General features: G+C 73.6%; 20 protein-coding genes. 9 read left to right on the plus strand and 11 right to left on the minus strand.

Going from position 1 to position 20,796, the window contains the following annotated elements; genetic code table 11:
* Nucleotides 1–627: 627 nt before the first annotated feature.
* The 4 genes from ACGF7U_RS21975 (at nt 628) to ACGF7U_RS21990 (ending at nt 4,145) form a co-directional block, all read left to right on the plus strand.
* Entirely contained in the window at nt 628–2,343 is a 1,716-nt protein-coding gene (locus ACGF7U_RS21975) for a nitrite/sulfite reductase (protein ID WP_393109384.1), read from the plus strand.
* A gap of 61 nt (nt 2,344–2,404) precedes the next feature.
* Nucleotides 2,405–2,563, plus strand: coding sequence for a hypothetical protein (locus ACGF7U_RS21980; protein ID WP_350703763.1), 159 nt, complete (start codon nt 2,405–2,407; stop codon nt 2,561–2,563).
* Entirely contained in the window at nt 2,560–3,345 is a 786-nt protein-coding gene (locus tag ACGF7U_RS21985; RefSeq protein ID WP_393109386.1) for a phosphoadenylyl-sulfate reductase, read from the plus strand. Before ACGF7U_RS21980 ends, ACGF7U_RS21985 begins: the two co-directional genes overlap by 4 nt.
* Entirely contained in the window at nt 3,327–4,145 is an 819-nt protein-coding gene (locus ACGF7U_RS21990; RefSeq protein WP_393109388.1) for a sirohydrochlorin chelatase, read from the plus strand. Before ACGF7U_RS21985 ends, ACGF7U_RS21990 begins: the two co-directional genes overlap by 19 nt.
* 97 nt (nt 4,146–4,242) lie before the next feature.
* Here the strand turns inward: ACGF7U_RS21990 and ACGF7U_RS21995 are convergent, their stop codons facing one another.
* Together ACGF7U_RS21995 and ACGF7U_RS22000 are read right to left on the minus strand one after the other, a co-directional pair.
* On the minus strand, nt 4,243–4,500 hold the full coding sequence (locus tag ACGF7U_RS21995; RefSeq protein WP_007072794.1) for a WhiB family transcriptional regulator: 258 nt from the start codon (nt 4,498–4,500) through the stop codon (nt 4,243–4,245).
* 450 nt (nt 4,501–4,950) lie between these two features.
* Nucleotides 4,951–5,901, minus strand: a complete 951-nt coding sequence (locus ACGF7U_RS22000; RefSeq protein WP_393109390.1) for a diacylglycerol/lipid kinase family protein — start codon at nt 5,899–5,901, stop codon at nt 4,951–4,953.
* A 43-nt stretch (nt 5,902–5,944) separates the two neighbouring features.
* Between ACGF7U_RS22000 and ACGF7U_RS22005 the strand changes: the two genes are divergently transcribed.
* The gene (locus tag ACGF7U_RS22005; protein ID WP_393109392.1) at nt 5,945–6,334 is read left to right on the plus strand and encodes a hypothetical protein; all 390 of its coding nucleotides are present in this window, start codon (nt 5,945–5,947) and stop codon (nt 6,332–6,334) included.
* Nucleotides 6,335–6,380: 46 nt separating this feature from the next.
* Here ACGF7U_RS22005 and ACGF7U_RS22010 read toward each other — a convergent pair whose 3' ends face one another.
* Genes ACGF7U_RS22010 through sodN form a run of 3 tightly spaced genes read right to left on the minus strand, consistent with a single transcriptional unit; the run spans nt 6,381 to nt 7,798 of the window.
* On the minus strand, nt 6,381–6,788 hold the full coding sequence (locus tag ACGF7U_RS22010; protein WP_393109394.1) for an anti-sigma regulatory factor: 408 nt from the start codon (nt 6,786–6,788) through the stop codon (nt 6,381–6,383).
* A gap of 24 nt (nt 6,789–6,812) precedes the next feature.
* Complete coding sequence (locus ACGF7U_RS22015; protein ID WP_393109396.1) at nt 6,813–7,397, minus strand: GNAT family N-acetyltransferase; 585 nt, start codon at nt 7,395–7,397, stop codon at nt 6,813–6,815.
* Entirely contained in the window at nt 7,394–7,798 is a 405-nt protein-coding gene (gene sodN / locus ACGF7U_RS22020) for a superoxide dismutase, Ni (RefSeq protein WP_091103276.1), read from the minus strand. Before sodN ends, ACGF7U_RS22015 begins: the two co-directional genes overlap by 4 nt.
* Nucleotides 7,799–7,884: 86 nt before the next feature.
* On the opposite strand from sodN, the gene ACGF7U_RS22025 reads away from it, so the two are divergent.
* The 3 genes from ACGF7U_RS22025 (at nt 7,885) to ACGF7U_RS22035 (ending at nt 10,606) form a co-directional block, all read left to right on the plus strand.
* A complete protein-coding gene (locus ACGF7U_RS22025) occupies nt 7,885–8,235 on the plus strand; it encodes a S24 family peptidase (RefSeq protein WP_393109398.1) in 351 nt (116 codons plus the stop codon).
* 140 nt (nt 8,236–8,375) lie between these two features.
* Nucleotides 8,376–9,551, plus strand: coding sequence for an NADP-dependent malic enzyme (locus ACGF7U_RS22030; RefSeq protein WP_393109400.1), 1,176 nt, complete (start codon nt 8,376–8,378; stop codon nt 9,549–9,551).
* 92 nt (nt 9,552–9,643) lie between these two features.
* Nucleotides 9,644–10,606 (plus strand): zinc-binding dehydrogenase, encoded by a 963-nt coding sequence (locus ACGF7U_RS22035; protein WP_393109402.1) that lies wholly within the window; start codon nt 9,644–9,646, stop codon nt 10,604–10,606.
* Nucleotides 10,607–10,823: 217 nt separating this feature from the next.
* Here ACGF7U_RS22035 and ACGF7U_RS22040 read toward each other — a convergent pair whose 3' ends face one another.
* On the minus strand, nt 10,824–11,792 hold the full coding sequence (locus tag ACGF7U_RS22040) for an alpha/beta hydrolase family protein (RefSeq protein WP_393109404.1): 969 nt from the start codon (nt 11,790–11,792) through the stop codon (nt 10,824–10,826).
* 138 nt (nt 11,793–11,930) lie between these two features.
* Entirely contained in the window at nt 11,931–12,821 is an 891-nt protein-coding gene (locus ACGF7U_RS22045) for an alpha/beta hydrolase family protein (RefSeq protein WP_393109406.1), read from the minus strand.
* Nucleotides 12,822–12,978: 157 nt separating this feature from the next.
* Between ACGF7U_RS22045 and ACGF7U_RS22050 the strand changes: the two genes are divergently transcribed.
* Nucleotides 12,979–13,149, plus strand: coding sequence for a hypothetical protein (locus ACGF7U_RS22050; RefSeq protein WP_393109408.1), 171 nt, complete (start codon nt 12,979–12,981; stop codon nt 13,147–13,149).
* A 14-nt stretch (nt 13,150–13,163) separates the two neighbouring features.
* Here the strand turns inward: ACGF7U_RS22050 and ACGF7U_RS22055 are convergent, their stop codons facing one another.
* From ACGF7U_RS22055 to ACGF7U_RS22070, 4 genes are all read right to left on the minus strand, one after another.
* The gene (locus ACGF7U_RS22055) at nt 13,164–14,282 is read right to left on the minus strand and encodes an acetate/propionate family kinase (RefSeq protein ID WP_393109410.1); all 1,119 of its coding nucleotides are present in this window, start codon (nt 14,280–14,282) and stop codon (nt 13,164–13,166) included.
* Between the two features lie 81 nt (nt 14,283–14,363).
* Nucleotides 14,364–16,433, minus strand: a complete 2,070-nt coding sequence (pta, locus tag ACGF7U_RS22060) for a phosphate acetyltransferase (protein ID WP_393109412.1) — start codon at nt 16,431–16,433, stop codon at nt 14,364–14,366.
* 84 nt (nt 16,434–16,517) lie between these two features.
* Nucleotides 16,518–16,697 carry a DUF6104 family protein gene (locus ACGF7U_RS22065; protein ID WP_358081249.1) on the minus strand — a complete coding sequence of 60 codons (180 nt, stop codon included), beginning with the start codon at nt 16,695–16,697 and terminating at the stop codon, nt 16,518–16,520.
* A 158-nt stretch (nt 16,698–16,855) separates the two neighbouring features.
* Nucleotides 16,856–20,593 (minus strand): multifunctional oxoglutarate decarboxylase/oxoglutarate dehydrogenase thiamine pyrophosphate-binding subunit/dihydrolipoyllysine-residue succinyltransferase subunit, encoded by a 3,738-nt coding sequence (locus tag ACGF7U_RS22070; protein WP_393109414.1) that lies wholly within the window; start codon nt 20,591–20,593, stop codon nt 16,856–16,858.
* Nucleotides 20,594–20,796 lie beyond the last annotated feature (203 nt).

Consider the following 20,796-nt stretch of genomic DNA (forward strand, 5'->3'; position numbering starts at 1 on the left):
GCCGGCGGGGCCGATCCGGCCGGCAGCGCTCCGCGTCGGGCCGATCCGGCCGTAGCCGCCCGGTGCGGGCCCGCTCCGCACGGGCCCGCGCCGTACGGGCCGGCTCCGCAGGAGGGCGCGCCGGTCGGGGGTGCTCCGCGCCGGCCCTCCGGGACCGCCACTTTCCGGACAATCTGCCCACGCGGCCGAGCCTTCCACACCTCCGCCGACCCCGTGTGTCGCGCCGGAGATCGCACAACTTTCCGCAAGTAGCGGCCTCCCCGGGCGAGGAGGGCACTACTTCCCCGAAGTTGTCGCCTCCCGCCCCCGCCGAGCGGGTCCGGGTCGGCCGGCGGGCGTGGCCCGTGATGTGGGATCACGCACGCGCTCGTTGGCCGGCCCCCGGTGGGTGTGGCAGCATGACTTCCATGACCGCCGCTGTCGTCCGCCGCTTCGTGGCCCGCCGCCACGTCGACTACGGCCGCGTGCGCAGCGCGATCTGTCCGGCCCACTGACGACGCCCGACCAATCTGTCTCGGGCGCGCCCCCGCGCCGGCTGTTCCGACACCGTTGTCCCCTGCCCGTTCCGACGGGCCGGCCGCCGCGCCCGCGCATCCCGAGGCACCGCAGACAACGGAGGACGCCGCGATGGCGGTCAGCAGCATTCCGGCCCGGGCCGGGGACCCGACTGCCCCCCGACCGGCCCGGGCCCCGCGCCGCCCGCGCGGCGAGGGCCAGTGGGCGCTCGGTCACCGCGAGCCGCTCAACCCCAACGAGCGGATCAAGAAGGACGACGACCCGCTGAACGTACGGGCCCGGATCGAGAACATCTACGCCCACCGCGGGTTCGCCTCGATCGACCCGCAGGACCTGCGCGGCCGGTTCCGCTGGTGGGGGCTCTACACGCAGCGGAAGGCGGGCATCGACGGCGGGCGTACGGCCGTGCTGGAGCCGCACGAGCTGGAGGACGAGTTCTTCATGCTCCGGGTCCGGGTGGACGGGGGCGAGCTCAGCCTGGCGCAACTGCGGGTGGTCGCCGACATCTCCCGCGAGTTCGCCCGGGACACCGCCGACATCACCGACCGGCAGAACATCCAGTACCACTGGATCCGGGTCGAGGACGTGCCGGAGATCTGGCGCCGGCTGGAGTCCGTCGGCCTGCAGACCACCGAGGCGTGCGGCGACTGCCCCCGGGTCGTGCTGGGCAGCCCGGTCGCCGGCGTCGCCCGCGACGAGCTGGTCGACCCGACGCCGGCGGTCGACGAGATCGTCCGCCGCTACGTCGGCGACAAGGAGTTCTCCAACCTGCCGCGCAAGTTCAAGACCTCCATCTCCTGGCTGGTCGACACCCCGTACGAGGCCAACGACATCGCGTTCCTGGGGGTCGACCACCCGGACCACGGCCCGGGGTTCGACGTGTGGGTGGGCGGCGGCCTGTCCACCAACCCGATGCTGGCCCAGCGGCTCGGCGTCTGGGTGCCGCTGGCCGAGGTGCCGGACGTCTGGGCCGGCGTGGTCGGCATCTTCCGTGACTACGGCTACCGCCGGCTGCGCAACCGGGCGCGGCTGAAGTTCCTGGTCGCCGACTGGGGCGTGGCGAAGTTCCGCGAGGTGCTGGAGAAGGAGTACCTGGGTCGCGCCCTGCTCGACGGGCCGGCCCCGGAGCTGCCGGAGAAGCCGGTGGACCACATCGGCGTGCACCCGCAGCGCGACGGACGCCACTACGTCGGGGCCGCCCCGGTGGTCGGGCGGGTCTCCGGCGGGCAGCTCGCCCGGCTCGCCGACGTGGTCGAGGCGCACGGCAGCGGCCGGGTGCGGCTCACCCCGTACCAGAAGCTGCTGGTGCTCGACGTGGCGCCGGAGCGGACGGACTCGCTGGTGCGGCAGCTGCGGGAGATCGGGCTGGAGGCGCAGCCGTCGGCCTGGCGGCGCGGCACGATGGCCTGCACCGGGATCGAGTACTGCAAGCTGGCGATCGTCGAGACGAAGGCCCGCGGCGAGGAGCTCGTGGCCCGGCTGGAGGAGCGGCTTCGGGACTTCGACGCCGACATCTCCATCCACCTCAACGGCTGCCCGAACGCCTGCGCCCGCACCCAGGTCGCGGACATCGGCCTGAAGGGCCAGCTGGTGGTCGGCCCGGACGGCCGCCAGGTGGAGGGCTTCCAGGTCCACCTCGGCGGCGGGCTCGGCATGGCCGAGGGGCGGACCGCCGGCTTCGGCCGCAAGCTGCGCGGCCTGAAGACCACGGCAGCGGAGCTTCCGGAGTACGTGGAACGTCTCGCCCGCCGCTACCTCGCCGGCCGGGAAGCGGGCGAGACGTTCGCCAACTGGGTGATCAGGGCTGACGAGGAGGAACTCCGATGAGCGAACGAATCAGCCGGCCTGGTGGCGTGCGCGGTGGCGCCGGGCGCAGCGGGGGGACGCGATGAGCGAGACCCGTTCCGCGCCGCTGTACTGCCCGTACTGCGGCGAGGAGGACCTGCGGCCGAGCGAGGCCGGCCACGGCGCCTGGGAGTGCCACGCCTGCGCGCGGGTGTTCTCGGTGCGGTTCACGGGCCTGCTCGGCAGGGCGGTGGCCCGGTGAGCGGGGGCACCGGCGACCAGCCGGGCCTCGTCTCCGCGGCGGGCCTGGGCCTGGTCGGCGTAGCCGGTCCGGCGTCGGCCGACCCGGCCCGGCGCGACCCCGACGAGCTGCGCGCGCTGGCCGAGGAGGCGGGCCGGGAACTGGAGGGCGCGCCGGCGCTGGAGATCGCCCGCTGGGCGGCCGAGACCTTCGGCAACCGGTTCTGCGTCACCAGCTCGATGGCCGACGCCGTGCTGGCGCACCTGGTCTCCCGGGTCGCGCCGGGGATCGACGTGGTCTTCCTCGACACCGGCCTGCACTTCCCGGAGACCTTGAGGGTCCGCGACGAGGTGGCCCGGACGCTGCCGGTGAACGTCCGGTCGATCCGGCCCCGGCTGACCGTCGGCCAGCAGGACGGCCAGTACGGCCCCCGGCTGTTCAACAAGTCGCCGGACGACTGCTGCCAGCTCCGCAAGGTCGAGCCGCTGGAGCGGGCGCTCGCCGGGTACGACGCCTGGGCCGCCGGGCTGCGTCGGGACGAGTCGCCGACCCGGGCGAACACGCCGGTGGTGACCTTCGACGCCCGGCGCGGCAAGGTCAAGGTCAACCCGATCGCGGCGTGGCGGCAGGCCGACGTGGACGCCTACATCGCCCGGTGGAACGTGCCGGTCAACGAGCTGTTCAAGCAGGGCTACGGCTCGATCGGGTGCTGGCCCTGCACCCGGCGCACCAAGGCGGGGGAGGACCCGCGGGCGGGTCGCTGGGCCATGTTCGAGAAGACCGAGTGCGGCCTGCACGTCTGACCGGGCCGGGCCCGGGTGCTCCCGCGTCGGGGGCGCCCGGGCCACCGGCGGCCGACCCGGTGGTCCTGGTGGCCCACGGCAGCCGGGATCCGCGGGCCGCCGAGGCGACCCGGGCGCTGGCCCGGGCGGTGTCGACCGCCCGGCCGGGCACGCCCGTGCTGGCGAGCTGGCTGGACCACACCGAGCCGGGGCCCGCCGCGGTGCTGCGGGACCTGGCCGCCGCCGGGCATCGCCGGGCGGTGCTGGTGCCGCTGCTGCTCACGGCCGCGTACCACCGGCGGGTGGACATCCCGGCGGCGGTGGCGGCGGCCCGCGATTCGGGGCCGCCGATGGCGGTACGGGTGACCGACGTGCTGGGCCCCGCCGACGGGGAGGTCGACGGCGGGTTGCTGGCCGGCCTGTGCCGGCGGTTGGGCGAGGCGGCGCCGGGGCGGTTCGACGGGCTGGTGCTCGCCGCGGCGGGCACCACCGACGCCCGGGCGCGCGGGTCGGTGGGGCGGGTGGCCGCCGCGCTGCGGGCCGATCTCGGGGTGCCCACGCGGGTGTCGTACGCCTCGGCCGCCCCGCCCGCCGTCGACGCGGCGGTGGCCCGGCTGCGCGCTCGGGGTGCCCGACGGGTGGCGGTATCGGCGTACTTCCTGGCTCCGGGCCTCTTCCACGACGCCGTGACAGCGGCGGCGCGGGACGCCGGTGCGGTGGCGGTGTCCGCGCCGCTGACCGACGCCCCGGAGCTGGCCGATCTGGTCCTGCGCCGCGTCGACGCCGCCGAGAGGGTGGCCGGGATCACGGCCGGTCCATGATCGGAACAGCCGCTCCGGGGGTAGGTGACAGGCGTGCGGACAGCGATACGCCCCGGCGGGCGAACCCGGCCGGGGCGTGCAGCTGTGGTGCGGGGGATCAGGCGGAGTGAGCGCGCAGCACCCGGAGGCCACCGCGGCGCTTCACGGCGCGCCGCTCCTCCTCGCTCATCCCGCCCCAGACGCCAGCGTCCTGACCGGACTCCAGCGCCCACTGCAGGCACTGGTCGGTCACGGAGCAGCGCCGGCAGACGGCCTTGGCCTGCTCGACCTGCAGGAGAGCCGGTCCGGACGTCCCGATCGGGAAGAACAGCTCCGGGTCCTCGTCGCGGCAGACAGCATGGTGACGCCAGTCCATGGCGGCAACACTCCTCATTCTGGGTGGGTGGCAGTTATTGCTTTGGTGCTTTTCCTATATGCATCCGCAGCGCCGATGGTGACGGTTCGCGTCCGCTTATTCGGCAGTGCGTGAGCAGGCGGTGTTGGCCCCGCGGACCTGCTGGAACAGCTCAACCGGACGAGCATATCCAGGCAATGTCCCGGTAACTCGAGTTCGCTTGTGAATACTTTCACGAACGCCCGGGATGTCAAGGGTGACGCTCGGAAAAACTCCGGGCGGTGAGCAAGCCCACAACCCATTTGTCCGGATTCCAGCGCCTTCCTGGTTACCCGGCGTACCACAGTCGAGGATCAATATAGTACGGTCCGCGTGACATTGCTGACATTTCCGGCACCTGCCTCTCGGTGTGGCGGCCGCCCCCGCCGGTGCGGTGTCGTCGCCGCGTCGACCTACGGCAGTACCCGAGACCTAGCAGATTACTCTCAGTGCCGCCGGAACGGATGTGAATCTGACTTTCTCCCGCTCGCCGAGGTAGTCGCCGTCGAGCTGGAACGCCTGCGGGCGGGCGGAGAGCAGGGTGAACTCCGCGACATCGTGCAGCCGCAGCACCTGGCGGCCGTGCGGATCGGGCGTTCGGGAGAAGAACTGCGTCACGGTGCGTGTCGTGCTGGCCACCCGGAGCTGACGCAGCGCCAACACGTCCAGGCCGAGGTCGAACGACGCCTCCGGGTTCGGGTTGACCTCCCGGTCGCCCAGGTACGTCCACGGCGCGGTGTTCTGGATGATGACGGTGGCCAACTCGCCCTCCGCCGACTCGCCCGGCCGCTCCAGGCTGATCGCCGGATGACGCCGGTCGGAGTTGAGGAAGTACTGGGCGACGGTGGAGCGGAAGTAGAGCGCGGGGGTAGAGACCTGGCCCCGCCGGCGCGCCTGCTCGACCCGGTGGATGACCGCCGCGTCGATGCCGAAGCCCGCGCAGAAGGTGAAGTAGCGGTCGTCGGCCCGGCCGAGCCCGATGGTCCGGTACCGCCCCAGCCGCAGGCCCTCCAGGATCATGCTGGTCCCGTCCGGCCAGTCGCGGGGCAGGCCGAGGGCCCGGGCGAAGACGTTCGTCGAGCCCCCCGGCACGGTCGCCAGGGCGGGCAACCGCTCGGCCGGCGTGGCCGCGGCCGGCATGGTCGGCGGCTGCGCGGTCATCAGGCCGTTGACCACCTCGTTGACCGTGCCGTCGCCACCGAGCGTGACGACGACGTCGACGCCCTCCTCGGCCGCCTCGCGGGCGAGGTCGGTCGCGTGCCCGCGTCGGCGGGTGTAGCGCACGGAGAGGTCGACTTCGCTGCGCAGGGCCCGGACCAGGACGTCCCGGCTGCGCTCGCTGGTGGTGGTGGCCTTCGGATTGACCACCAGGACGGCCCGCATGGGCGGCACTGTACCGCGCGCCACCCCGGGTATCGTGGCGCGCGTGACCATCGACTCCGACCCGATTCCCGTCACCCTCCGCTGGGCGGTCCGCCTGCTGCGGGGCGAGGCGGTCGCCGTGGGGCTGATCGCCGCGTGGCTGGTCTGGGCCGATCTCACCGCCACCACCACCGACCTGACGTCGGCGTTGCTGGTGACCGCGTTCGCGGTCGGCGCGGCGGCGGCGCTCTGGGCGCTGGGCGGCGCGCTGGCACGCCGCAGGGCGGGTGCGCGGGCCCCGGCGATCGTGCTTCAGCTCATGCTGCTGCCGATCGGATGGTTCATGGTCCAGGGCGGAGTGGGCTGGCTCGGCGTACCGCTGATGGCGCTCGGCCTCGGCGTCACCGCGCTGCTGGTCAGCACCCCCACCACCCGGGCCCTCGGCTTCGAGTGACGCCCGCGCCACAGCGGCCCGGCGCCAAGCGCCGGGATGGGCGCGGTCAGTACCCGGAGGCGCGCCGGGTGAGCAGCGAGATGGTGGCCCGGTCGTCGGCGGCGCTCGCGGACGCCGAGGTGGTGAGCGCCGTGAGCACCTTCCAGGCGAACGACGACTCGGCCGGCAGCGTGGCGCCCCGCACGGTCGGCACCGTCACCTCGACGGTGAGCGCGTCGTCGGTGACCGCGAACCGGCAGTCGAGCTCGGCGTCGCGGGTGGCGATGGCGAGCAGCATCGCGCACGCCTCGTCCACGGCGATGCGCAGGTCCTCGATCTCGTCGAGGGCGAACTGGAGCCGCGCCGCGAGCCCGGCGGTGGCGGTACGCAGCACCCCGAGGTAGCCCCCGTCCGCGGGCACGGTGAGGTGCACGACGTCGTCGTCGGTCGTCGGCTGCCCGGTCAGTTGAGTCACCACTCATCCCCCCGGTCGGGGACTCTACCCGCTCGGTCGCCCCGACGTGTGGGGGCCGCCACGTGCCTGCGCGGCCAGGCCGGCCAGGGCGTCCCCGCTGAGCCGGTACGGGACCCACTCGGGCATCTGCCGCGCCCCGATGGCGGCGTAGAAGCCGGCGGCCGGGTTCCAGTCGATCATCCACCACTCCAGCCGCTGGTAGCCCCGCTCGACGCAGATCGCGGCGAGGGTGGCGAGCAACAGCCGACCGGCCCCGGTGCCCCGGGCGGCCGGGCGGACGTAGAGGTCCTCCAGGTGGACGCCGTGCACGCCGGCCCAGGTGGAGAAGTTGAGGAACCACAGCGCGAAGCCCACCGGTCGGTCGTCCGCGTCGACGGCCACGTGACCGAAGAGCGCGGGGGCCGGGCTGCGACTGCTCCGGCTCGGCGCGTCCGACGCCGCGCCGCGACCCGGGGCAGTCGGGAACAGGGCGGCGGTGACCTGTTCCTCGGTGAGGTGACACTGCTCGGGCGCGCGTTCGTACTCCGCCAGCTCGTGGACCATGGCGACGACGGCCGGCACGTCCTCGGGACGTGCCGGCCGGATCGTCGGCGGACCTGCGACGGTCACGCCTTCTTGGTCTCCCAGAAGATCTTGGAAATCTCGTCGATCTTCTGCAGCAGCTCGTCGGCCTTGGACGGGTCGGTGCCGCCCTTGGCGCCGGCGGCGCCGGCCAGCTTGGTGGCCTCGTTGAACAGCTGGTGCAGGTGCGGGTACTTCTCGAAGTGGGCCGGCTTGAAGTAGTCGGTCCAGAGCACCCACAGGTGGTGCTTCACCAGGTCGGCGCGCTGCTCCTTGATGAGGATGGCGCGGGTGCGGAACTCCGGGTCGGTGTTGGCCTGGTACTTCTCGCAGATCGCCTTCACCGACTCGGCCTCGATCCGGGCCTGCGCCGGGTCGTAGACGCCGCAGGGCAGGTCGCAGTGGGCGCTGGCGGTCACGCGGGGCGTAAGGATGCGGGGAAGTCGCATCAGGATCCTCCATGGGAAGTTTGCGATGATCCACCACGACATTACTCCTCGGACGTGCGCCGAGAGGCCGGGTGGAGGTGAAACCGATGGAGCCCGATCGCCCGGCGGGGGCGCCCCGGCTGCGGTGGCCGCTGACCGCCGTGCTGGTGACCGGTCCGTCCATGTCGCCCACGCTGCGGCACGGCGACGCGGTGCTGGTCCGCCGCGGCGGGCGGGCCGTCCGCCCCGGCGACGTCGTGGTGGCGGTGTTCCGCAGCCGCCCCGACCTGCTCGTGGTCAAGCGCGCGGTCCGCGCCCAGGACGGCGGCTGGTGGTTGTCCGGGGACAACGACCTGGTCACCGACGACTCCCGGGCGTACGGGGTGGCCGACGTGCGGGGCCGGGTGGTGGCGCGCTACTGGCCCCGCCCGGGACGGGTGCGCCCGCGTCCGTTATGACCCCGCTCACATCCGTGTGACGGTGGCGACACTATGCTCGGGAGGTGCCCGGGTGACCCCCGCACCGCGTGTCGCCGCTCGGCGCCTCACCTCGCGTCCGCGCCGGCCGCCCCGTCTGCTCGACAGATCCTGGAGTCACCATGTCATCGTCCACCGTGGACCCCGCTGATCCCGTCTTCCGGCTGCACCGGGGCGGCAAGATGGCCGTCGCCTCGACCGTCCCGCTGACCAGCCGGGAGGACCTCTCCCTCGCGTACACCCCGGGTGTGGCCCGGGTCTGCGAGGCGATCGCCGCCGACCCGAGCCTCGCCGACGACTACACCTGGGCCTCGCACACCGTCGCGGTCGTCACCGACGGCTCGGCCGTACTCGGGCTGGGCAACATCGGCCCCCGCGCGGCGCTGCCGGTGATGGAGGGCAAGGCGGTGCTGTTCAAGCAGTTCGCCGGGGTCGACGCGGTGCCGGTCTGCCTGGCCACGCAGGACGTGGACGAGATCGTCGCGGTGGTGCGGGCGCTGGCGCCGTCGTTCGGCGGGATCAACCTGGAGGACATCAGCGCCCCGCGCTGCTTCGAGGTGGAGCGCCGGCTCGACGAGGCCCTGGACATCCCGGTCTTCCACGACGACCAGCACGGCACCGCGATCGTGGTGCTCGCCGCGCTGCGCAACGCCGCCACACTGCTCAACCGCAAGCTCGGCGACCTGCGGGTGACGGTCAGCGGCGCCGGCGCGGCCGGGGTGGCGGTGACGAAGATGCTGGTCGCCGGAGGCGTGAACCCCGACCAGGTGGTGGTCTGCGACTCCAAGGGCATCATCGGCCGGCACCGCACCGGGCTGACCGGCACCAAGGCCGAGCTGGCCGCGAGCACGAACGCCGACGGCCGCGAGGGCGACGTCACCGAGGCGCTGCGCGGCGCGGACGTGCTGATCGGCGTCTCGGGCGGGCAGATCCCGGAGCGGGCGGTGGCCGGCATGGCGCCCGGCGGCATCGTCTTCGCGCTGGCCAACCCGACGCCCGAGGTGCACCCCGAGGTGGCCGCCCGGCACGTGGCGGTCGTCGCCACCGGCCGCAGCGACTACCCCAACCAGATCAACAACGTGCTGGCGTTCCCGGGTGTGTTCCGGGGCGCGCTGGACGCCCGGGCGACCCGGATCACCGACGGGATGAAGGTGGCCGCCGCCGACGCCATCGCCGGCGTCGTGGCCGAGTCGCTCACCGCCGAGGCGATCGTCCCGTCCCCGCTCGACCCCCGGGTCGCCCCCGCGGTGGCCGAGGCGGTGGCCGAAGCCGCCCGCCGCGACGGCGTCACCCGCTGACGGTGCGCGGAGGGGCCTTCCTCACCCGAGGGGCCCCTCCGAGCCCCCGGCGCGGTGGGAAGCCCTTCTTAACGCCCGCTCAGCTTGTTACCGTGCCGATCATGCGTGCCGCCTTCGCCTCCCGCTTCGACGACGCCAACCCGCTCGCCGCGCTCGCCGTCGGCGAGCGGCCCGAGCCCGCCCACCCGGCCGACGACTGGGTGACCGTGCAGGTGCGGGCCAGCTCCCTCAACCACCACGACCTCTGGTCGCTGCGCGGGGTCGGGCTGCGCGCGGAGCAACTGCCCATGATCCTCGGCTGCGACGCCGTCGGGGTGGACCCGGACGGCAACGAGGTCGTCGTCTACCCCGTGGTCGCCACCCCGGGCGACCCGCGCGGCGTCTCCATCCTCTCCGAGCACTTCTCCGGCACGCTGGCCGAGCGGGTCGCCGTACCCCGGTCGAACCTGGTGCCGCTGCCGGTGGGCCTGGCGGCGACGGACGCGGCCTGCCTGCCCACCGCCTGGCTGACCGCGTGGCGGATGCTGACCACCAGGGGCCGGGTCGACGAGGCCGACGCCGTGCTGGTCCAGGGCGCCGGCGGCGGCGTGGCGACCGCGGCCGTCGCGCTCGCCGCCGCGATGGGCAAGCGGGTGTACGCGACCAGCCGCGACGCCGCCAAGCGGGAGCGGATCGCCGAGTTGGGGGCCACCGCCGTCGAGCCCGGCGCCCGGCTGCCGGAGCGGGTCGACGTCGTGATCGAGACGGTCGGCGCGGCCACCTTCGACCACTCCATGAAGTCGGCCGCGCCGATGGCCCGGATCGTGGTCTCCGGCGCCACCGCGGGGCACGAGCCGAAGGTCAACCTGCGCCGGGTATTCGCCATGCAGCTGGAGATCCTGGGCACCTCGATGGGCACCCCCGACGAGCTGACCGCCCTCCTCGCGTTCTGCGCCGAGCGGGGGGTGCGGCCGGTGGTGGACACCGTGGTCCCGTTCAGCAGGGTCGAGGACGCCTTCGCCCGCCTGCACTCCGGCGACGTCTTCGGCAAGGTCGTCGTCGACCACACCGCCTGACGCCTCTCTCGCGCACCCGGCGCGCCGCACCGCACCCGGCGCGCCGCACCGCACCCGGCGCGCCGCACCGCACCCGGCGCGCCGCACCGCACCCGGCGCGCCGCGCTGTGATCGGCGGGATCGCGCTCTTTCCCGGAAGAAGTGGCCTCCCGAGCACCGGGAGGCCACTTCTTCCGGGCAGTTGTGCGGATCTTGTGGGAAGGGCCTGGGGCGCCGGTCAGAGGCGGTTGTCGAGGGTGGCGATGTCGTTGCGGGCGGCGTCGGTGGGGATTCGCCGCTTGGCGGCCTCGTCGCCGTAGAGCGACCAGCGCAGGAACTCGACGGTGGTGTCCGAGACCACCCGCAGCGCGGCGCCGTCGCTGAGCAGCGCCCGGCCGTGGTCGCCCTTCGGCAGGCTCAGCATCGCCTTCGGCCAGGGCACCTTGTCGTAGGCGGCCTTGCCGGCGGCGTACTCGACCACCTCGTCGGCCTCGCCGTGCACGAAGAGCTGCGGGGCGGCGGCGCCCGCGAAGGCGGTGCCGACGCCGAGCGCCGTGCCGGCGAAGACCACCCCGGCGTCCAGCCGCTCGTCCCGCCCGGCCGTGAAGAGGCCGATCGTGGTCACCCCGCCCGCCGAGTGCCCGGCCGCCGCCACCCGGTCGGTGGCCAGCCGGCCGCGCAGCGGGTCGCCGGCCCTGCCGTCGAGGGCGAGCACCTGGGTCAGCGCGTACGACACGTCGGCCGGCTGGTTGAGCACGTCCAGCACGTTTCCGTCGCCGCCCCGCGCGGTGTGCGGGAAGGTCGGCGCGGCCACCACGAACCCGGCCGTCGCCCACCGGGTGAGCAGCGCCTCGTAGTCGGCCGGGCGCCCGTTCAGGCCGTGACTGAACATGACGACGGGAAACCTCCCCGTGGCGGCCGCCGCCGACCGCTCCGGCTGCCCACCGGCCTCGCCGGCCGCCGGGTACCAGACCGTCACCGGCAGCGGCCGGTCCCCGTCACGGTTCAGCTTGAGGGTGCGTACGCCGACGGCGAAAGCCTTGTCGGGGGCGGTGCCGGCGGGCACCCGCGGCGCCGGTGTGCTCGCCCTGGTCGGCTCGACGGGAGCGGTCGGCCGGGCGACCGGGGTGGCGTCGCCGGAGCAGCCGACCAGACCGGCGGTGAGCAGCGTCGTGGCGAGCAGGGCGGGGGTGGCGCGACGTGACATGGCTCCGATTGTGCCTCGCCGCGCGGCCCCACCGACCGTCAACCGATCGCCGGCCGCTGCGGGGCGGCGCGGAGGCGGGCGAGGTCGGGTCGTCGGCGGGGAGGCCGCGCGGGGACACGCCCCCGGGGCGGCCGGTGGTCAGCGGTCGGGGCGCGTCTCGTACGCCGTCACGCCGGGGGAGCGGGCGTCGCCGGGCAGGCGGCGGCCGGCGGCCGGGTCGCCGTAGAGGGTCCAGCGGAGGAAGTCCGTGGTGGTGGCGACCACCTGCTCGAAGCCGGGCCGTCCCGGCGTCAGGTATTCGCCGTGGCCCTGACCGAGCAGGCTCAGGAAGGTGGCCGGGCCGGTCGTGCGGTGGTACGCGGCCCGGCCGACCGACGCCGGCACGATCGGGTCGGCCGTGCCGTGCACGAACAGCAGCGGCGCCGCCGGGCCCGCGAAGCTGCCGGCCATTCCGCCGCCGGCGATCACGATGCCGGCCCGCAGCCGCTCCGACCGTCCGGAGGTGAACATGCCCGACGTGGTGAAGCCGCCCGCCGAGTGACCGGCGGCGGCGAACCGGGTGACGTCGAGGTGCCCGGCGAGCGGGTCGCCGCCCCGGGCGTCGAGCCGGACGAGGTGCCGGATCAACCGCCAACCGTCGGCCGGTTGGCGGCGTACGTCGGCCCGGCTGAACCGGGGCGTGCCGCGCCGGGTGTGCGGGTACGCCGGGGCGGCCACCACGAACCCGGCGGCGGCCCAGCGGGCGGTCAGCCCGGCGTGCAGCTCGGGCAGGCTGTCCAGCCCGTGGCTGTAGACCACCACCGGGAACCGCCCGGCCGCCACCCCGTCGTCGTCCGCCGGGTACCAGACGGTCACCGGCAACGGCCGTGCGGAGGCGGGGTCGACGGTGAGCGTGCGCACGCCGACGGCGTACGCCGTCTCGGGGGCCGGGCGGGCCGGCGGCGCGGCGGTTCCGGGCGCGGCGGTGGCCGGCGCGCAGCCCGCCAGCAGCGCCGTCATCAGCACGGCGACCAGCCGCTTGACCCCCACCGTTTCACGGTAGGTGTCCGACTGCCCGGATCGTCCCCGCCGTCCGGTCCGGACAGCCCCGCCACCCGGCCGGATCGTGTCGACCGGCCGGCCGGACCTGCCGCTGCGCGCCCGTGGGGGACGGCGACGCGGGACCGGTTTGGCTAGGGTCACCGGCATGCCTGAGAACCAGACCGACCCGAGCGGCAACACCGCGGCGTTCCGCGCCTTCGCCAACACCGCCGAGCCCGAGGCGCCGGCCGGCGCGTCCCGCACGCCGCTGCTCGTCGGCGCGGCGGTCGTCGCGGTGGTGCTGGTGGCCCTGCTCGCCTGGCTCGCCCTGGGCTGACGGCCGGCCCCGGGTCAGTCGGCGGCCCGGACCACGGCCCGCGTCTGCTGGGCGATCTCGCGTTCCTCGTCCGTGCCGACGACGCAGACCGTCACCTCGGCGCCCTCCGGCGAGATGACCCGGTCGCCGCTGCCGGCGTTGCGCTCCGGGTCCACCGCGATGCCGAGCCGCTCCAGGCCCGCCAGGGCGGCGGCGCGGACCGGCGCGGCGTGCTCGCCGACGCCCGCCGTGAAGGTGATCGCGTCCACCCGGCCGAGCAGCGCGTAGTACGCCCCGACGTAGCCGGTGATCCGCCGGCAGTAGACGTCGAAGGCGAGCGTCGCCGCGGGATCCCCGTCCGCGCGGCGGGCGAGCACCTCCCGCATGTCGTTGGCGCCGGCCAGCCCCAGCAGGCCGCTGCGGTGGTTGAGCAGGTCGTCGATCTCGTCGACGGAGAGCCCGCCCTCCCGGCGCAGGTGGAAGATGACGGTCGGGTCGAGGTCGCCGCTGCGGGTGCCCATCACCAGGCCCTCCAGCGGGGACATGCCCATCGAGGTGGCCACGCTCCGGCCGCCGGCCACCGCGCAGGCGCTGGCCCCGTTGCCCAGGTGCAGGGTGATCGTGTTGATTCCCGCGTACGGGCGACCGAGCAGTTCGGCCGTGCGCCGCGACACGTACGCGTGCGAGGTGCCGTGGAACCCGTACCGCCGGATGCCGTACCGCTCGGCGGTGTCCCGCTCGACCGCGTAGGTCGCGGCGGCCTCGGGCAGCGTGGTGTGGAACGCGGTGTCGAAGACGGCGACCTGCGGCACGTCCGGCAGCGCGGCCAGGGCGACCTCGATGCCCGTCAGGTTGGCGGGGTTGTGCAGCGGCGCGAGCGGGACCAGGTCACGGATCGCGGCGAGCACCGCGTCGTCGATCAGGACGGGCTCGCCGAACCGCTTCCCGCCGTGCACCACCCGGTGCCCGACGGCGGTGAGGCCGGCCGGGTCGAGCTTGGCGAGGATCTGCCGGACGGCGGTCCCGTGGTCGGCCGGGCCGCCGCCCGGCTCGCCGACCCGCTCCACGGTGCCCTTGTCGAGCACCCGGTCGCCGTCGAAGAGCCGGTACTTCACCGACGACGACCCGCAGTTGAGCACGAGCACCCGGCTCACGGGCGACTCCTTCCGGTGGCGGCCGGGCGGACCCGGGCGCTCATGACGGCACCGTCGCGCCGAGCCTGCTGCTTCGCTCGCTCATGACGACTCCTCGGCCGCGGCCTGGATGGCGGTGATCGCCACGGTGTTCACGATGTCCGGCACGGTGGCTCCCCGGGACAGGTCGTTCACCGGCCGCCGCAGGCCCTGCATCACCGGGCCGACGGCCACCGCCCCGGCGGAGCGCTGCACCGCCTTGTACGTGTTGTTGCCTGTGTTGAGGTCGGGGAAGATGAAGACCGTGGCCCGGCCGGCGACCTCGCTGCCGGGCAGCTTCGTCGCCGCCACCGCCGGGTCGATCGCCGCGTCGTACTGGATCGGCCCCTCGACCAGCAGGTCGGGGCGGCGCTCCCGGACCAGCTTGGTGGCCGCCGCGACCTTCTCCACGTCGGCGCCCGCCCCGGAACTGCCGGTGGAGTAGGAGAGCATGGCGACGCGCGGCTCGATGCCGAACCGGGCGGCGGTGTCGGCCGAGGAGATGGCGATGTCGGCGAGCTGGGCGGCGTCCGGGTCGGGGTTGACCGCACAGTCGCCGTAGACCAGCACCCGGTCGGCGAGCAGCATGAAGAACACGCTGGAGGCGACCGAGACGCCCGGCACCGTGCGGATGATCTCGAAGGCCGGGCGGATCGTGGCGGCGGTGGTGTGGGTGGCGCCGGAGACCATCCCGTCGGCGTGCCCCGTCTGCACCATCAGCGTGCCGAAGTAGTTCGGCTGGGCGACGATGTCGTGCGCCAGCTCGGCGGTGACCCCCCGGTGGGCGCGCAGCTTCGCGTACTCGGCGGCGAACTCGTCGCGCCACTCGCTGGTGACGGGGTCGACCACCCGCGCGCCGGTGATGTCGATGCCCAGCTCGCGGGTCCGCCGCGCGACGTCGTCGGGGCGTCCGAGCAGGGTGATGTCGGCGACGCCCCGGCGCAGCAGGATCTCCGTCGCGCGTAGGATCCGCTCCTCCGCCCCCTCGGGCAGCACGAGGTGCCGGCGCCGCGCCCGGGCCCGGTCGATCAGGTCGTACTCGAACATCAGCGGGGTGACCCGCTCGGAGCGGCTGACCCGCAGCCGGCGGGCCAGGTCGTCGGTGTCCACGCAGCGTTCGAACGCGCCGAGCGCGGCCTCCACCTTGCGCGGGTTGCCCGCGCTGGGTCGGCCCTCGATCCGGCTGGACGCGGCGACCGTGTCGTAGCTGTCGCTGGGCACGGAGAGCACCGCGAGCCCGGTGTTCAGCCCTTCGACCAGCCGCATCGCCCGGGGGTCCGGCTGCTCGCCGAGGGTGAGCACCAGCCCGGCGACCGAGACCTGCCCGGCCACGTGCGCCGCGCTCGCCGCCACCAGCAGGTCGGCCCGATCGCCCGGGGTGATCACCAGGGCCCCCTCGGTCAGGTGGTCCAGCAGCGTCGGCACGTGCGCCGCGCCGACCACGTAGTCGAGCACGTCGCGGCCGAGCGCGTCGTCGTCGCCGGCCAGCAGGGTGGCGCCGAGCGCCGCCGCCACCTCGGCCACCGTCGGCGCCGACACGGTCGGCACCTCGGGGATGGCGTACGCGGGGACGGGCAGCTCCGGCAGGGCCATCGGGCCGGGCACCCGGTTCGCGATCACCGCCAGCACCGTCGCCCCGAGGTCCTCCAGATCGTGGTACGCCCCGCGCGCCGCGGCCGCGATGGCCGCCGGCTCCTGCCCGAAGCCGTCGACCACGGGCACCACGACGCTGCCGAACTCGGTGGCCAGCCGGGCGTTGAAGGCCAGCTCGCGGGGGCCGGCACCGTCGCCGCCGTCGGCGAAGTCGCTGCCCACCACGACCACCGCCGGGCAGCGCCGCTCCACCTCCCGGTAGCGCTCGACGATCCCGGCGATCAGCTCCTCGCGCCGCCCGTCGGCGACCAGCGCGGTGGCCTCGGCGTAGCTGGTGCCGCTCAGGTCGGCCAGCGGCAGCCCGATCCGGTACCGGTCGCCGAGCAGGGCGAGGATCGGGTCGGGGCCGTGCCCGCCGACCAGCGGCCGGAACGCGCCGATCCGCTCGACCTGTCGGGACAACAGCTCCGCCAGCCCGAGTGCGACGGTCGACTTGCCACCGCCGGATCCCACGCTGGTCAGGTACACACTCCGGGCCACGCACCCACCCTAGAAGATCGTCGGTCCCCCGGCCCGGGTCCTAGTACCCCTTGATCACGGAAGTATGGCCGTGTCCCGGCGGACCTACTCGTCGTCCGGGTCGTCGAGGCGGGCGAGCCAGGTGGCGAAGCGCTCGATGGGGGTCTCGAACTCCGGGTTGAGGTCGACGAAGTCGCGCAGCCGCTCGCCGAGCCACTCCACGCTGACGGACTCCTCGCCCCGCCGCTGCACCAGCTCCTCGATCCCACGGTCCGTGAAGTACATGCTGTCCGTTCCTCGCTCGTCGGTGTGCGGTGTCGGGCGGCGGGCTCGCGCCCGGATCGACGCCGGCCGCGATCGATCCCGGGCGGGGGCCCGGACGCCGACGGGGCAGGGCCGTCGTCGCGACGGGCTCTGCCCCGGTTGTCGGTGCGGTGCTCAGGTCACGGGCGGGGCAGGGCCGCCTCGATCAGCGCGGTCTGCTCCACCTCGTGCATCTTGGCCGAGCCGACGGCCGGGGCGGCCGCGGCCGGGCGGGAGATGCGGCGCAGCCGGACGTCCGCCAGGTGCTCCAGCAGGTTGAGCGCGACAAACGACCAGGCGCCCTGGTTGGCCGGCTCCTCCTGCACCCAGGCGTAGTCCTCGGCGTTCGGGTACGCCGCCAGCGCGGCGCGGATCTCCTCCACCGGGAGCGGGTAGAGCTGCTCCAGCCGGATGATCGCGGTGTCGGTGATGCCCCGCTCCTGCCGGGCCTGGAACAGGTCGTAGTAGACCTTGCCCGAGCAGAGCAGCACCCGCTGCACCGACTCGGGCGCCGGGGCGCCGGAGTCGCGCAGCACCGGCTGGAAGGTGCCGGTGGTGAAGTCCTCGACCGAGGAGACGCAGAGCTTGTGCCGCAGCAGCGACTTCGGCGTGAACACCACCAGCGGCTTGCGCTTCGGCGAGAGCGCCTGCCGGCGTAGCAGGTGGAAGTAGTTCGCCGGCGTGGTCGGGATGGCCACCCGCATGTTGTCCTCGGCGCACATCTGCAGGAACCGCTCCGGCCGTCCGGAGGTGTGGTCCGGGCCCTGGCCCTCGTGGCCGTGCGGCAGCAGCAGGGTGACCGCGGAGCGCTGGCCCCACTTCACCTCGCCGGAGGAGATGAACTCGTCGATCACCGACTGGGCGCCGTTGACGAAGTCGCCGAACTGCGCCTCCCAGCAGACCAGCGCGTTGACGTTCTCCACCGAGTAGCCGTACTCGAAGCCCATCGCCGCGTACTCGCTGAGCAGCGAGTCGTGCACGAAGAAGCGGGACCGCTCGCCGTCGCCGGTCAGCGACTGCAACGGCAGGTAGTCCTCGCCGGTCTCGGCGTCGACCACGGAGGCGTGCCGCTGCACGAAGGTGCCCCGGCGGGAGTCCTGGCCGGCCAGCCGCACGGTGACCCCGTCGTGCAGCAGCGAACCGAACGCGATGATCTCGCCGAAGCCCCAGTCGATGTTGCCCTCGACGGACATCCGGGCCCGTCGGTCGAGCAGCTGCTGGATCCGCTTGTGTGGGGTGAAGCCCTCCGGCAGGTTGATGTGCGCCTCGCCGACGGCCTTGACGACGGCGGCGTCGGTGGCGGTCTCCACCTGCGGCTCCGGCTCGTCCTCCCGCTTCGGGCGGCTGAGCTGGCGCGGCGTGGTGGCCGCGTCGCGGGTGGCCTTGAAGACCCGCTCCAGCTGCGACTGGTAGTCGCGCAGCAGCTCCTCCGCGTCCTCGACGGTGATGTCGCCCCGGCCGATCAGCTCCTCGGTGTAGAGCTTCCGGACGGACCGCTTCGAGTCGATGATCTTGTACATCTGCGGGTTGGACATCGACGGGTCGTCGCCCTCGTTGTGCCCGCGCCGGCGGTAGCAGACCATGTCGATCACGACGTCCTTGTTGAACGCCTGCCGGTACTCGAAGGCCAGCCGGGCGACCCGGACCACGGCCTCGGGGTCGTCGCCGTTGACGTGGAAGATCGGCGCCTGGATCATCCGGGCGACGTCGGTGCTGTAGAGGCTGGAGCGGCTGTACTCCGGCGCGGTGGTGAAGCCGACCTGGTTGTTGACCACCACGTGCACGGTGCCGCCGGTGCGGTAGCCGCGCAGCTGGGAGAGGTTGAGCGTCTCGGCCACCACGCCCTGACCGGCGAAGGCCGCGTCACCGTGCACCGCGAGCGGCAGCACCGTGTAGCCCTCCAGCTTGAGGTCTATCCGGTCCTGCTTGGCCCGGACGATGCCCTCCAGCACCGGGTCGACGGCCTCCAGGTGCGACGGGTTCGCCACCACCGAGACCTTGACCGAGTGGTCGCCGTCCGGCGTGGTGAACTTGCCGTTCTGGCCCAGGTGGTACTTCACGTCGCCGGAGCCCTGCGTGGAGCGCGGGTCCAGGTGCCCCTCGAACTCCGAGAAGATCTTCTCGTACGGCTTGCCGACGATGTTGGCCAGCACGTTGAGCCGGCCCCGGTGGGCCATGCCGATGACGACCTCGTCCAGCCCGCCCTCGGCGGAGGCCTCCAGCACCTCGCCGAGCAGCGGGATCAGCGACTCGCCGCCCTCCAGTGAGAAGCGCTTCTGGCCGACGTACTTGGTCTGCAGGAAGGTCTCGAACGCCTCGGCGGCGTTGAGCCGGTTGAGCACGTGCTTCTGCTCGTCCGGGGAGGGCTTCTCGTACTTGCGCTCGATCCGTTCCTGGATCCAGCGCCGCTCCTCCGGGTCCTGGATGTGCATGTACTCGATGCCGACCCGGCGGCAGTACGAGTCGCGCAGCACGCCGAGGATGTCGCGCAGCTTCATCCGCTGCTTGCCGGCGAAGCCGTTGACCGGGAACTCGCGGTCGAGGTCCCACAGGGTCAGCCCGTGCTGGAGCACGTCCAGGTCCGGGTGCTTGCGGATCTTGAACTCGAGCGGGTCGGTGTCGGCCATCAGGTGCCCGCGCACCCGGTACGCGTGGATCAGCTCGTGCACCCGGGCGGTCTTGTTGATCTGGCCCTCGTTGTTGACCGCGACGTCGCGCATCCAGCGCACCGGCTCGTACGGGATGCGCAGCGAGGTGAAGATCTGGTCGTAGAAGCCGTGCTCGCCCAGCAGCAGCTCGTGCATGACCTTGAGGAACTCGCCGGACTGCGCGCCCTGGATGATCCGGTGGTCGTACGTGCTGGTCAGGGTGATGACCTTGCTGACCGCCAGCTCGGCCAGGGTGGCCTCGGACATGCCCTGGTAGGGGGCCGGGTACTCCATCGCGCCGACGCCGATGATCGCGCTCTGCCCCTGCATGAGCCGCGGCATCGAGTGCACGGTGCCGATGCCGCCCGGGTTGGTCAGCGAGATCGTGGTGCCGGAGTAGTCCTCCATGGTCAGCTCGTTGCGGCGGGCGCGCCGGACCACGTCCTCGTACGCCTGCCAGAACTGCCGGAAGTCCATCTGCTCGCAGGCCTTGATGGACGGGACCACAAGGTTGCGGCTGCCGTCCGGCTTGACCAGGTCGATCGCGATGCCCAGGTTGACGTGCTCCGGCCGCACCATGGCCGGCTTGCCGTCGACCTCGGCGAAGGAGTTGTTCATCTCCGGGTGCGCGACCAGCGCCCGGACCAGCGCGTAACCGATGAGGTGGGTGAAGCTGACCTTGCCGCCGCGCCCCCGGGTGAGGTGGTTGTTGATCACGATGCGGTTGTCGACCAGCAGCTTGGCCGGGACGGCGCGCACGCTGGTGGCGGTCGGCACGGCCAGCGAGGCGTCCATGTTCTGGACGATCTTCGCCGCCACGCCGCGCAGCGGGGTGGTCTGCGGGCCGGTGGCGGTCGGCCTGGCCGGCGCGGGCTTGGCGGCGGCCGCCTTCGCGGGCGCCGGCTTGGCCGGGGCGGCCTTGGCGGCGGGCTTCTCCGGCTTGGGCTCCGGCTTCTTCTCCGCCGGCTTCTTCACCGCCGGCTGCGCGACCGTGGCGGTCGCCTCCTGCTGCCCGGCGGGCTCCGGCTTGGCGGCCGGCTTCGGGGCCTGCTGCTCAGCGCGGGGCGCGCCGGCGCCGGGCGCCGGACGGTAGTCCGCGAAGAAGTCGTGCCAGGCCGAATCGACGCTGGTGGGGTCGGCGAGGTAGCGCTGGTACATCTCCTCGACGATCCACTCGTTCGGGCCGAAACCCGCCAGTGGGTTCTCCTGCGAAGTCTGCTGGGTCGACACGGCCGGTAATCGCCTCTTTCACGCGGGTTTGTGTGTCACGCGGTGTCCGATCACGCCCTGCCTGCGAGCGCGCACGAGACGGCTCCCAGGCTACGCCGTGCGGATGCCGCAGGCATTTCCGCCTCCGCTGCGTGGTCCGTTTCACAGAAGATGCCAGAAGTTCGTCAAACGCTGCGTGTTCCGTCGACTGCTGGTAAGGCCCG

Origin of the sequence: Micromonospora sp. NPDC047670 (assembly GCF_043204915.1) — a bacterium.
Lineage (GTDB): Bacteria > Actinomycetota > Actinomycetes > Mycobacteriales > Micromonosporaceae > Micromonospora.